The sequence below is a fragment of the Bacillus australimaris genome, assembly GCF_001307105.1.
Classification (GTDB): Bacteria; Bacillota; Bacilli; order Bacillales; family Bacillaceae; genus Bacillus; species Bacillus australimaris.
In genome coordinates this window covers 27,065-40,244 of the sequence record NZ_LGYN01000030.1, presented here as the reverse complement: position 1 = coordinate 40,244, position 13,180 = coordinate 27,065, and the positions used below count along the sequence as shown (strand labels likewise).

12 protein-coding genes are annotated in these 13,180 nt (G+C 42.7%); 5 read left to right on the top strand and 7 right to left on the bottom strand.

Annotated elements, in window-relative coordinates:
• Positions 1 to 216 precede the first annotated feature (216 nt).
• The 3 genes from AKG37_RS17330 to AKG37_RS17320 form a co-directional block, all read right to left on the bottom strand.
• A complete protein-coding gene (locus tag AKG37_RS17330; RefSeq protein ID WP_050944786.1) occupies positions 217 to 999 on the bottom strand; it encodes a YfkD famly protein in 783 nt (260 codons plus the stop codon).
• 67 nt (positions 1,000 to 1,066) lie between these two features.
• Entirely contained in the window at positions 1,067 to 2,134 is a 1,068-nt protein-coding gene (gene cax, locus AKG37_RS17325; protein ID WP_060699962.1) for a calcium/proton exchanger, read from the bottom strand.
• A 64-nt stretch (positions 2,135 to 2,198) separates the two neighbouring features.
• Positions 2,199 to 2,576, bottom strand: a complete 378-nt coding sequence (locus AKG37_RS17320) for an OsmC family protein (RefSeq protein ID WP_060699961.1) — start codon at positions 2,574 to 2,576, stop codon at positions 2,199 to 2,201.
• 75 nt (positions 2,577 to 2,651) lie between these two features.
• On the opposite strand from AKG37_RS17320, the gene AKG37_RS17315 reads away from it, so the two are divergent.
• Both AKG37_RS17315 and AKG37_RS17310 read left to right on the top strand, forming a co-directional pair.
• Positions 2,652 to 3,815, top strand: coding sequence for an MFS transporter (locus AKG37_RS17315; RefSeq protein ID WP_060699960.1), 1,164 nt, complete (start codon positions 2,652 to 2,654; stop codon positions 3,813 to 3,815).
• 20 nt (positions 3,816 to 3,835) lie between these two features.
• The gene (locus AKG37_RS17310) at positions 3,836 to 4,342 is read left to right on the top strand and encodes a GNAT family N-acetyltransferase (protein ID WP_060699959.1); all 507 of its coding nucleotides are present in this window, start codon (positions 3,836 to 3,838) and stop codon (positions 4,340 to 4,342) included.
• Between the two features lie 207 nt (positions 4,343 to 4,549).
• Here AKG37_RS17310 and AKG37_RS17305 read toward each other — a convergent pair whose 3' ends face one another.
• From AKG37_RS17305 to AKG37_RS17295, 3 genes are read right to left on the bottom strand one after another with little or no spacing between them, the layout of a single operon-like run.
• The gene (locus tag AKG37_RS17305; protein ID WP_060699958.1) at positions 4,550 to 5,368 is read right to left on the bottom strand and encodes a YihY/virulence factor BrkB family protein; all 819 of its coding nucleotides are present in this window, start codon (positions 5,366 to 5,368) and stop codon (positions 4,550 to 4,552) included.
• 27 nt (positions 5,369 to 5,395) lie between these two features.
• Positions 5,396 to 5,719 (bottom strand): YtxH domain-containing protein, encoded by a 324-nt coding sequence (locus AKG37_RS17300; RefSeq protein ID WP_060699957.1) that lies wholly within the window; start codon positions 5,717 to 5,719, stop codon positions 5,396 to 5,398.
• Between the two features lie 20 nt (positions 5,720 to 5,739).
• Positions 5,740 to 6,210 (bottom strand): low molecular weight protein-tyrosine-phosphatase, encoded by a 471-nt coding sequence (locus AKG37_RS17295; RefSeq protein ID WP_060699956.1) that lies wholly within the window; start codon positions 6,208 to 6,210, stop codon positions 5,740 to 5,742.
• A gap of 173 nt (positions 6,211 to 6,383) precedes the next feature.
• Here AKG37_RS17295 and AKG37_RS17290 point away from each other — a divergent pair, with 173 nt between their 5' ends.
• On the top strand, positions 6,384 to 7,739 hold the full coding sequence (locus AKG37_RS17290) for an alanine/glycine:cation symporter family protein (RefSeq protein WP_060699955.1): 1,356 nt from the start codon (positions 6,384 to 6,386) through the stop codon (positions 7,737 to 7,739).
• Between the two features lie 77 nt (positions 7,740 to 7,816).
• On the top strand, positions 7,817 to 8,032 hold the full coding sequence (locus AKG37_RS17285; protein WP_034323493.1) for a DUF1128 domain-containing protein: 216 nt from the start codon (positions 7,817 to 7,819) through the stop codon (positions 8,030 to 8,032).
• Positions 8,033 to 8,107: 75 nt separating this feature from the next.
• Here the strand turns inward: AKG37_RS17285 and AKG37_RS17280 are convergent, their stop codons facing one another.
• Positions 8,108 to 8,626 carry a type 1 glutamine amidotransferase domain-containing protein gene (locus AKG37_RS17280; RefSeq protein ID WP_060699954.1) on the bottom strand — a complete coding sequence of 173 codons (519 nt, stop codon included), beginning with the start codon at positions 8,624 to 8,626 and terminating at the stop codon, positions 8,108 to 8,110.
• 254 nt (positions 8,627 to 8,880) lie between these two features.
• On the opposite strand from AKG37_RS17280, the gene AKG37_RS17275 reads away from it, so the two are divergent.
• Positions 8,881 to 13,170: a multifunctional 2',3'-cyclic-nucleotide 2'-phosphodiesterase/3'-nucleotidase/5'-nucleotidase gene (locus AKG37_RS17275; protein ID WP_060699953.1), complete on the top strand. Its 4,290-nt coding sequence runs from the start codon at positions 8,881 to 8,883 to the stop codon at positions 13,168 to 13,170.
• Positions 13,171 to 13,180: the final 10 nt, after the last annotated feature.

Genomic DNA, 13,180 nt, shown 5'->3' with positions numbered 1-13,180 from the left:
GTTTTCTTATTATGGATTTATGATCATCCCTTATCTTGGCCTATGTCTTATTTTCAACGACTTACCGATATTGACTAAAGTTATCTTCTTTCTTTTTATCATTTGGTATTTATATAACGCCTTTGACTTTTACAAAAATGAACTAAAAAGAAAAAAAGAGAAACCCTATTAGCAAAAAACAGTCATCTCCTCTGTTGATAAGAGGAGATGACTGTTTTAATTCATCCCTTGAAACCCAAACGTCAGGTGATCCTGAACAGGTATCCAAGCGCCGATTCCTTGCGAAGTCACGTTTTTTACGACGAGTTTGCGTTTATTTCCTTTTAGCACAAGGTACACTTCTCCGTAAGTAACCTTACCTTTTTCGTTAATCGCTGGTGCATAGGCATGAAGCGATGCTGCTTTTTTCGGAGAGACGTGGTATGACTGATCTCGCTTTGTTCCTGCGCCAATCACGGTGTCAAAAGCGAGGGGCAGCTTTGTTTTCTGAATGGCTTTTTGCATCATCAATGTTTTCACATCTTCGGGGTTTGGCACTTTTGCTGTGAGCCCGCCGCTTACTTTCACTTGCTGCTTTTGAACGTATTTGCCAATGGCTGTTTTGTTGCCGCCTCTGTTATCAATATGGTTCGTATTCACCTTTTTGTATTCCCAGTTGGCGACCGTTTCGTTTGAATCATAGCTCAGCGCCCATCTCCCAAGGAAAATGGTTGCGCGATAGCCAACAGCTAATGGCGTCCCTGAAATACTGGATTCATTCAGCATTTTAATCAAATGAGTATTCTCAATCGGTACATTTGTTGTTTTGAACAATTCAGCCGTCAGCTCGCTTGGCTGAAGCAGGGGCTGGTCCTGTGAAGCATTCGGATACGTATTCTCCTTTGAGATACTTGCGACAGAGGATGGCACTTTAAATGGCTTTGCCGCCTCCGCTGGAAAGCTGTATAGAAAACTTAAGGATAAGAGAACAACAAACATGATGCGGGGCATCTTTTTCATATCATCACTCTTTCTCATTCATTTTTCCATAGTATTTTCCGCAAAGTCGTCCCTTATCCACAAAAGATTATAAAAGGAAAAATCCAATCGCCATAATGAAATAGGCAGCAAGTAAAGTCGCCCCTTCAAACCAGTTTGTATCACCATCATTCGATAAAATGACCGTGAGTAACACAGACGATGCCATGGCAATGAGTTCTGGTAAGGAGAAAATGAGCGGCATCTGCTTGTCAAAAAATAGAGAGCTTATGACAAGAATCGGCGCGACCATCATGGCAACCTGAAGTGTGGAGCCGAAGGCAATTTCCACGGCTACATCCATTTTGTTTTTATACGCCATGATGACAGCAGAGGCATGTTCTGCTGCGTTGCCGACGATGGCCACAATAATGACCCCGATAAACAGCTCGCTCCAGCCAAACTGTTCTCCTACTGTATCAAATGTATGAACAAGGCGCTCTGAAATGTACGCAACGGCAATCGTCGCAAGCAGCAAAATGACAGTGGCAAACTTCCCAGACCATTCAGGTGTTTCTTCTTCTGTCTCTGCTTCCCCTTCCATGCCCTCCTGCTTGGCAACATAGACCCCGCGGTGGCTGACCAGTTTAAAATAGAGCGCTGCTACATAAAGCAAAATCATGACGATGCTGATTCCAATGCTTAAAACAAATTGCTTATTCTCTGCCATCTCCATTGAAAACACTTCTGGAACGACAAACGCTACAATAATGGCAAACATGAGCAAGCCAGAATTGTGTCTTGCATCGTGAACATTGAACACTTGGCGTTTATATTTTAATCCGCCAACGAAAAAAGACAGCCCCGCCACAAGCAGTAAATTCCCGATGACCGATCCAGTTAATGAAGCAAGTACGATAGCCGTTAAGCCTTGCTTTAAAGCAAAAAACGAAATAATTAACTCCACTGCATTCCCAAATGTGGCGTTCAAAAGTCCGCCAATCCTTGGCCCCGCAATGATGGCAAGACTTTCTGTGGCTCTTCCCATAAAACTAGCAAGACCAATAATGGCGATACAATAAACGGCAAACATGACGACCTGCGGGAAATGAAGAACACTGCCAATCACCGATAATGGAACACCGATTGCGACAATCACAAGAAATAAACGATTCATACAGCCATTCTCCTTTACTTATGTCTGACTGTTATTCTTTCGTGAGTGCCGGCATCATATACATTTAGATTCGCTCGTGTGAAAAGGTGATCTCCATACTTCCTTTCACGGACTGCACCATAGAACAATGCTTCAAAGCAAGTGTGATGACTTTATCTATTTGTTCATCAGATATACTGATGTGTTTAAACATTATATGTAAATGAATGCGGGATATCTTGTTTACAGCCCCTGCTCTTGTCGCCTCAGGTGTGATCGTCAGCCCTTCATAGGATATTCGCTTTTTCCGGCATACATGAATAAGCATTTCTCCAAAGCAGCCAGCAATGGCTGAGGTGAACAATTGATAGGGTCTGTATCCAGTTTCTTCTTTTCCTGAAATATGCAGCTGCCTGTCATCAATATCTGCTACCCACCGATCCTTTTCGTATGTCAGCTTCATTCCTTTTCCACCTTTCTATTGAAACCCCTATGGTTACATTGTACGATGAAAATATGAACTTGTAAGGAGCTTCTTATGTCGAGAATTCACTTTATGATTTTGATTTTACTTGTATCCGTATCTGGTTTTTCGCAGGGAGCATTACTGCCTGTCATTTCAATTATTTTTGAACATGCCGGCACATCTCCTACGTTAAACGGACTGCATGCCACAGGGTTATATATTGGTGTCCTGCTTGCGTCCCCTTTTATGGAAGCACCGCTTCGACGGTTTGGATTCAAGCCGTTAATCGTCATTGGAGGCGCTGCTGTCTTTTTAAGCTTGTTTAGCTTTGTATTTATTGAATCTTATGTCGTTTGGTTTTTCCTCCGGCTTATGATCGGGATTGGTGACCATATGCTGCATTTCTCTACACAAACGTGGGTGACCTATGCTTCATCATCGAGAAATCGCGGACGAAATATTTCTTTGTACGGGTTATCCTTCGGACTCGGTTTTGCCGCTGGGCCTTTTTTAACGCCGCTCATTGAGATCAATCCATCTTTACCGTTTATTGTTTCTGGTGCCGTTAGTTTATGTATCTGGCTGCTTGTGTTTGCTCTGAAAAATACATATCCAGATTCAGGTGAAGTACAAACATCAGAGCAGACAAACAGCTTGAAGCGCTTTAAAAAAGCCTTTCAATTTGGCTGGGTCGCCTTTATGATGCCTTTTTGTTATGGCTTTTTAGAAACGACGCTCAATAGTAATTTCCCTGTGTATGCACTCAGAAGCGGCGTGACAGTAGATGCAGTTGCATTTATTTTACCTGCGTTTGCCATTGGAAGCATTGTTTTTCAGCTTCCTCTCGGGATGCTCAGCGACCGGTTTGGCAGACGCCGCATCATTTTATGTGTCACACTCGCTGGATCATTCTTTTTCCTTTTAGCAGGGATTTTCATTCAATCGGTTTTGGCTGTGGCGATCTGTTTCTTTATTGCCGGAATGGCGGTAGGCTCGACCTTCTCACTTGGCATCAGTTATATGACGGACTTATTGCCAAAGCACCTGCTTCCTGCCGGAAATTTAATGTGCGGGATGGCATTTAGTGCAGGGAGTATTCTTGGACCGGTTCTCGGAGGGTTCTTTGTACAGGCGTTTGAAGGAATGAATTTACTTTACCTTGTCAGTATTGTGATATTATTTGTGTTTTGCTGCGTTCGATTTGGGCGAACGACGGCGGTGCTGGAAAGTCACTAACATAAATGGAGGAGCGAGCTTTGTTTACATATGACATATCAAAAGAGTTGACTTTGGAATCCCTACAATTAGACGAAGCGGACACACTATTTAGACTTATCAAAAATAATAAGGCCTACTTAGGGGAATGGCTTCCATGGGTGCATCACTGCAAAAGCATAGAAGATGTGAAAACATTTATTCAATCGACTCAAACCACCTACACCGAACGAAAAGGGATGGAAGCTGGCATTAAGCTGAAAAAGCAATTAATCGGTGTGTTCCGCCTGACGTTTGATCAGAGAATAGGCAATATTGGATATTGGATTGATGAAGACGCGCAAGGTCAGGGCACTGTAACAACCATCGTGAAATTTATGACAGATACCTTTGCTCCTGAAGTCGATGGATTTGAAATCTTTTGTCCTGTTGGTCATGTCAGAAGTGAACGTGTAGCGATGAAAGCAGGGTTCCAGCTCGATCCTCACTATCAGCCAAAGCCTGATACAGCTTTTCTCCTTAAGCGATATATACGATTGCTGAAATAAAAACTCCCCTGCGCTATGCAGAGGAGTTTTTTTCATTTAATGATAACCATTTTGCCCGTTCGCACTGCCGCTTGTTTTGTGCTTTGGCTGATGGCCTTTGTTTTGTTTCGTGTTACTTCCGCCTTTTTTCGATTGTTTGGACATATGTGATTCCCCCATCCATTAAGATTGAACATGTTCGTTCTTCTTTAGGATGCCCGGATTTCTTCATACCTTGCCTGGTACGATTTTACGCTTATGTAAAAGCGCATTGAGCTCGCCGCCAAGAATAATCATGATGCCGGTTAAATAAAACCAGATCATTAAAATAATGATTCCCCCAATGCTTCCGTACATCGCACTGTAATTGGCAAACTCGCCTACGTAAAATGAGAACAGCATACTCACCAAAATCCATCCAATCGACGCAAAAATAGCGCCTGGCAGAACAAATTTCAATTTCAGCCTGATGTTTGGAGCAAAATAGTACAAGGATGTAAACACAATCAATAAAATCAGCGGGCTAATGATCCATCTCATGGCCGTCCATATCGCGAGAAATGCATCTGACTGTCCGATCAACTTCGCGACAAACAAGCCAAGTTCTTTGCCGAATACAGGAAGCATTAAAGCAAATATAATGGTCAAAACCATCGCTATCGTTAAGATGATTGATGTTAAACGTACGAGAATGAAGGATCGATTTTCCTCAACTTCGTAAGCATGGTTAAATGCTCTGACGACGGCATTAATCCCGTTAGATGCAGACCAAAGAGCGGCAATAATCCCGAACGACAATAATCCCCCGTTCCGGTTATTCAGCGTCTGTTCGGCAATGGATTCAATCATCGAAAGCGCTCCTTCTGGCGCATAACCGGAAATGACGCTCAGGACATCCTTTGACGTCAGCGGTAAATACCCAACGAGCGTCAGCACGAAGATGAGAAACGGAAATAATGAAAGCAAAAAGAAGTAAGCAAGCTCAGCAGATTTTGCCGGTCCTTCATGCAGCAAAAAGCGTTCAATTAACGCTTTAATAAAACCCATACGCCTCATCTCCAATAATCAATCTTTCTATTTTGATCGAAAGTGATCCTTTGTTTCTTCAATAATCTCTAATACCTTTGGTGTTGTTTCCTTTAACTGATTGACTTGTTCATTTAAAAATGACAAATCATCTGAGATTGTTCGCATCAGCTGCTTCGTCTCTTCCATTTTTTCTTTCATACAAGCTGATATCCTGCCAGGCTCCTGGCGGTATTCACCCAGCTTTTCCTGGCAGTCATCCCATTTGTCTTTGAGCGCAATTCTCGTTGGCCGATGAAATAATGTCAGCAGTGCGCCGCAAGCTGCTCCTATCACAGCTCCTCGAAGCATGATTTGATTTTTCTCTTCCATCTCATCTGATCTCCTTTCAGTTAAAGGTGTTTCTCTTTCTTTACATACGTCAAGAAACGATCAATTCCTGTTTCAATTAAATCATGTACTTCCTCAAAGTTTCCCGTGTAATAAGGGTCTGGCACATCATCTCGATCGTCGTCTTCAACAAAGTCAAGGAGCCGGCCAATAAAGTGATGTTTCCCATAGCCGGCTATACTGCGAAGTGCCCCTACATTTTCAGCATCCATCGCAATAATATAGTCGTATGTTGTGATGTCCTCATCCATGATTTGTCTTGCGGACATCCCTTCATAGCTGATCCCTTTTTCATCAAGTAGTTTTCGTGTTCCTTCATGCGGAGGACTGCCTTGATGCCAGCCTCCAATGCCTGCTGAATCAATAACAAAGTGCTCACTCAGTCCTTCATCTTCTACTCGTTTTCTAAACATCGCCTCTGCCATCGGTGATCTGCAAATATTGCCAAGACAAACGAATAATACATGAATCATCCTTCATTCTCCTCCTATCTTTTCCCTAAGAGTTCCTTTCGAAAACCTTTTCTCTATCATATCAAGCCCTTTTTCTTTTGAAAACTTTGCAAGAAAAACTCCCACCGGCATTGACACATTATACAAAAAAAGGTGACACTTTAGGAGAATTCCACAAATAAAGGGGGATACATATGGGATGGGTAGAACAGATTGTCAGCAATATCAATGATGTATTATGGGGACCGCCACTTTTGTTTTTGATCGTGGGAACAGGGATTTACCTTACCTTTCGCGTGCTCTTCATTCAAATCAGGCTGCTCCCCTATTCGCTGAGGCTTGCATTTTCAAAGCAAGACAAGACATCAGAAGGTGATATTTCTCACTTCCAAGCATTAATGACAGCTCTTGCTGCAACGGTTGGAACGGGAAATATTGTAGGGGTCGCCTCTGCTGTCATTGCGGGGGGACCGGGTGCCGTGTTTTGGATGTGGTTTGCAGCGTTCTTTGGAATGGCAACAAAATATGCTGAAGCTGTTCTCGCCGTGAAATACCGTGTCAAAAATGAAAAAGGTGAAATGTCTGGCGGGCCGATGTACTATTTGGAGCATGGCTTGAAGCAAAAATGGCTGGGGGTACTGTTTGCTATTTTTGGCGCCACGGCTGCCTTTGGGATTGGGAATCTCGTGCAGTCCAATTCGATTTCTGGTGTCATGAATTCAACCTTTCAAATTCCAACATGGATCACAGGTATAATCATTACGGCTTTTACTGCACTCGTCATTTTAGGCGGGATTAAAAGCATTGGCCGGGTAACGTCTATTTTTGTACCGGTGATGGCTTTATTCTACGTCATCTGCGGACTGATCATTCTTGTCATGAATGCGGAGCTTGTCCCAAGTGCCGTCGGGCTCATTTTTTCAGACGCATTCACAGGTCAAGCCGTAGCAGGAGGCGCTATCGGTACGGTTATTCGCTGGGGTGTGGCGAGAGGCGTATTTTCCAATGAAGCAGGTCTCGGATCATCCCCTATTGCAGCAGCCGCTGCAAAAACGGATATGCCAGCTCGTCAAGCCCTTGTGTCAATGACGCAAGTATTCATTGATACGATGATTGTTTGTTCGATTACAGGGATCACAATTGTTATGGCAAATATGTATCAATCAGAGAGCAGTGATGCGCTCACTTCCGTTTCCTTTTCTTATTTCCTCGGGCCTGTCGGCTCCATTATTGTCGCCATCGGTTTATTGCTGTTTGCATACTCCACCATCATTGGCTGGTCTTATTACGGAGAGAAATGCTTTACATACTTAGTCAAAGACTCGTATGTGATGTATTACCGCATTTTATTTGTCATCGCTGTCTTTTTTGGCGCTGTGTTTAAAAATAACCTCGTCTGGGGCGTGGCAGATATGCTAAACGGGCTGATGGCCATTCCTAACTTAATTGGCCTCATCGGTTTATCAGGGGTTGTCGTATTTGAATCCAAACGAATCATTGATAAGATCAAACAGGAGAAAAAGGAGAAAAACATCTCGGTGTCGTCTTAATTGCCCTTTTATTCTTTTGCATTTCTGTTAAAATAGACATGTTATTCGACACATATGCAGGAAAGGACGTGCCGCCCTTGTCAGAGCAAAAAGCGGCTGAAGTCAATCAGCTGATTGAAGACATTTCGCAAAAGTTAAATATGCTGAACATTGGAGTCATCAAAGCCGAGGACTTCAGTCCAGACAAGTACGAAGATATCGAATTTCTACACCAAATGGTGATGAAAAAATCTTCATTCAGCCCAAGTGAAATGCAAGCCATCGCAAGCGAGCTAAAAAGCTTAAGAAAATAATCGTGCGCTTACATCATGCACAGAAAAAGCCAGCACCCCGCAAGGTGCTGGCTTTGTTTATCCTGTCAAAACCGCTTATTTCGCAAGCAGTTTTAATGATTCACGGTTAAATGCTGGAATGTCATCAGGTGTACGGCTTGTCACAAGCTGATCCTGACAAACGACAACCTCTTCGTCTTTGAATTTGGCGCCTGCGTTTTCCATGTCTACTTGAATGGATGTATAGCCGGTCGCGCCCCTGCCTTCGAGTGTCTTCGCTGTAATAAGCAATTGCGGTCCGTGACAGATCGCAAATACTGGTTTTTTCTCGTCCATAAATGCTTTTGTAAATTGGACGTAGCGGTCATCTGCACGAAGAATGTCTGGTGAGAATCCGCCAGGAATAAGAAGTGCATCGAAGTCTTCAGGCTTCACGTTATCAATAGACGCATCCACTCTCACTTCTGCCTCTCCTTGCTTCCCTTTGACTGTTTTTCCTTTTTCATTTTCAATGACTGTCAATTCATGACCTGCATCTTTAAAGGCTTTTGCAGGCTCGGTGAATTCAACATCCTCAAAGTAATCTGTTAATACAACTGCAATTTTCTTACCCATGTAGAAACCCTCCTGCTTGATTATCGTTCACACTACACAATATACCCGGACATATTGAAATCAAACATCCTATCCCTATCAGAAAACCCCTTAAGACAAAAATGAGCATTTAGACTTATTTATATTTCCTCAACAAGGTAATTCGTATGATTTATGTTATCTTTACAATAATCTGCAAAAAATAACTACAAAAGTTAACGAAACATTTCTACAATAGGTATTGTGGTCAAAAAAATTAGAAAGGCGGAGATCAGGTGAAGAAGCAAACACATAGGTCTAAACGAAGGAAAAACCTGTCTATTCTGCTCACTTCGATTATGATGATTAGTCTCATTCTCCCAGCAGTACCTACTCATGCAGCAATAGAAAACGGCAATGCCGTAAAAGTCAGCATCTTAGCCACAACTGATGTTCATGCGAACATGATGAATTACGATTATTACAGCGACAAAGAAACAAATGAATTTGGATTAGCAAAAACAGCCGAGCTGATTGACAAGCACCGTTCACAAAATCCAAATACACTCCTTGTTGATAACGGAGACCTGATTCAAGGAACCCCTCTTGGAGAATACGTTTACAAATATGAGAAAGACAGTATTATCAATCAAACAAAGGTTCACCCCATTATTCATACACTCAACAAACTAAAGTACGATGCAGGAACACTTGGCAATCATGAATTTAACTACGGATTATCATTCCTTGACGGTACCATTGCGGGCGCCAACTTCCCGATTGTCAATGCGAACGTCAAAAAGTTAAATGGAGAACACCGTTTTACACCTTATGTGATTCAAGATAAAACCTTTAAAGATGAAAACGGAGCCTCGCAAACTGTAAAAGTCGGTTACATAGGATTCGTTCCACCACAAATTATGACGTGGGATAAGAAGCATTTAGATGGACAAGTTCAAGTGCAGGATATCGTCGAATCTGCCAATGAAACAATCCCTGAAATGAAGGAAAAGGGCGCAGATATCATCGTGGCTCTTGCCCATACAGGAATTGAAAAAACCGCTTCACCTAAAGGATCAGAAAATATGATCTTTGATCTTGCCACGAAAACGAAAGGCATCGATGCGATCGTGTCCGGCCACCAGCATGGCACATTCCCAAGCGCTGAATATAGCGGCGTCGACAAATTCGATGTCTCAAAAGGAACGATCAACGGCATTCCAGTCGTCATGTCCAAAAACTGGGGAAGCTACCTCGGAGTGATTGATTTAACACTCGAGCCTGACGGCAGCAATTGGAAGGTTACTGATGGAACTGGAAAGATCGAATCAGTTGCTGGAGTGACATCTCAAAACAGCACTGTGAAAGATGCCATTCAAACAACGCATCAAAACACACTTGAATATGTTTGGAAGCCTGTTGGTAAAACAGAAGCAGATATTAACAGCTTTTTTGCGCAAGTAATGGATGACCCTTCAATTCAAATTGTGACAGATGCCCAAAAGTGGTATGCACAAGAAAAAATGAAGGACACAGCGTATAAAAATTTACCGATTTTATCTGCAGGTGCCCCGTTTAAAGCCGGCGGCCGAAACGGTGTGAATTATTATACGAATATCGCCAAAGGTGATTTAGCGATTAAAAATATTGGTGATCTCTACCTTTACGATAACACCGTGCAGATTGTTAAACTGAAAGGCAGTGAAGTGAAAGACTGGCTCGAAATGTCTGCCGGACAGTTTAACCAGATTAAACCAAACAATTCAAAGGAACAGCCAATTTTAAACGAAGAATACCGCTCGTATAACTTTGATGTGATCGACGGTGTCACATACGAAGTCGATGTGACACAGCCTGCTAAATACAACACATCTGGCACACTCGTCAATAGCGATGCAAATCGCATCAAAAACCTGTCGTACAACGGGAAACCTGTCTCTGACAATCAAGAATTTTTAGTTGTGACAAATAACTATCGTGCTTCTGGCGGCGGAGGCTTCCCGCATCTCACACAAGATAAAGTGGTGCTTGCCTCAGCAGATGAAAACCGCCAAGTGTTGATGGATTATATTATCGAACAAAAAACCATCAACCCAAGTGCGGATCAAAACTGGTCCATTGCACCGGTCAAAGGCGCAACAGTCACATTTGAATCTTCTCTTTTGGCAAAGCCGTTTGCTGAAAAATCAAGCAGCGTAGACTTTGTTCGTAACGCCAGCACAGATGGTCTTGGCGTGTACAAGCTAGCCTTTAAAGAGGATGGCACAACAGAACCGCCTGCGTCAGACAACTGGAATTTAACGGTCATGCATACAAACGATACACATGCCCACCTTGATGATGCAGCAAGACGCGCAACAAAGATTAAAGAAGTTCGGGCCGAAAGCAAGAACAATATTTTACTAGACGCTGGTGATGTCTTCTCTGGTGATCTATATTTCACAAAATGGCAAGGTCTTGCTGATCTGAAATTGATGAACTTAATGAAATATGATGCCATGACGTTTGGTAATCATGAATTTGACAAAGGTCCTTCTGTTCTTCGTCAATTCTTGACAGGAGATGCATCAGATGTAGATGCGAAAAACCGTCATCAATTTGAAAAGCCAACCTTCCCGATTGTGTCATCAAACGTTGATGTCACTAAGGAAAAACAATTGAGCGATTTAGTGAAAAAACCAGCCTCATTTAAAGCTGGTGAGAAAAAAGAAGCTGGAATTTACCCATACATCCTGCTCGATGTAAACGGTGAAAAAGTGGCTGTATTCGGATTAACTACTGAAGACACGGCCATTACATCCAGCAGCGGACCTAACATTCAATTCAAAGATGCGTACAAGAAAGCAAAAGAAACAGTCAACACCATTCAAACAGAAGAAAAAATCAATAAAATCATTGCTTTAACACATATTGGCTATAACCGTGATCTTGAGCTTGCTCAAAAGGTAGACGGCATCGACCTTATCATTGGCGGTCACACGCATACCCTTGTTGAAAAATTAAAGGTCGTCAATAAGAAAGAACCAACGATTGTCGCGCAGGTGAAAGACTACGGACAATTCTTAGGGAAAGTAGACGTTGCTTTTGATCAAAAAGGAATCGTACAGCCAAAAGAATCTTCTTTTAACCTCATCACCATTGATGACTCTGTCAAAGAAGATGCAGATGCAAAAACGATTCTTGATCAGTACAAGGCGGATATCCAAGATTTAAAAACCGAAAAAGTCGGGACAACCGATGTCCTTTTAGATGGACAGCGTGAGCACGTTCGTGCGAAGGAAACGAATCTTGGGAACTTTATTGCCGATGGTATGCTGACGAAAGCGCAGGAATCTGCTGGTGCTGATCTTGCCATCACAAACGGCGGTGGTATCCGAAGCAGTATTGAAAAAGGAGATATCACTTTAGGTGATATTTTAACGGTCATGCCATTCGGAAACACCCTGTATGTTGCAGATTTAAAAGGCAGTCAAATTAAGAAAGCACTCGAACAAGGTCTGTCAGGCATTGAGGAAGGCGGCGGCGCATTCCCTCATGTAGCCGGTATTGAATATACGTTTACACTTAGTAAACCAGCTGGCAGCAGACTCATTGATGTCAAACTGAAAGACAAAAATGGAAAGCTGACTGACATTGATGATCAGAAAACATACCGCGTGGCGACAAATGCATTCGTCGGCACAGGCGGTGATGGTTACAGCGTCTTTACAGAAGCCTCTCACGGCGAAGACTTAGGCTATGTTGACTATGAAATTTTCAAAGAACAAATTGAAAAAGCAAACGGTCATATTTCTCCTGCCATCGATCATCGAGTGAAAGAAGTGTTCCTTCCTCGTGCGAAAGGAAAAGGCGCCTATGACATTCAAGATGATGAGAAATTCCAAACATATGTACAGCATACAAACAAAGCATTGCTCTATTTAGATAAGGCGAGCGAAGAGAAAAACGTTCAACTGTCTCTTTCAAAGGCGCAAGTTGCCGAATTAAAGAAAAGAGAGCAAGATCCAAACGTCACCATCTATCATGATAAAGTGGGACTTGAAGTACCGCTGTCTAATGTGTCCGAGAAAAGCGCAGATATACGGATGACAAAGACCGCTAAGGTGAAAAACGCATTAACGGATACGTATGATTTCCAAATCAAACAAGATCAGAAAAAGGTTTCTACCTTTAAAGATCCTGTCACGCTGTCCTTTACATTAGACGAGCCTCAAAAGGCAAAGAAACCTGGTGTGTATTATGTAGATCGCAAGAAGAATCGTTACGCTAAAACAAGTAACAGATCATTCGCAAACGGGGTCGTATCAGGTCAAACTGAACACTTCAGCGAATACACCGTACTCAACCAAAGCGGTGTAGCTGGAACATCCCCTGATCAAAATGGCGGAGACGGCGGCACATCGGCGCCAGGCGGAGGTTCAGGTTCAGACCCAAACCAAGATGGAACTGGACTTCCAGGCGGCACATTGCCGAATACAGCAACAATGATGTATACAGCTGTATTAATTGGCGTGCTCATGCTTGCCTCAGGTGGTATCCTTTATTACTACCAGCGCAAGCGTACAAGAAAAAATGTATCATCCTAAAAGAAAAGGA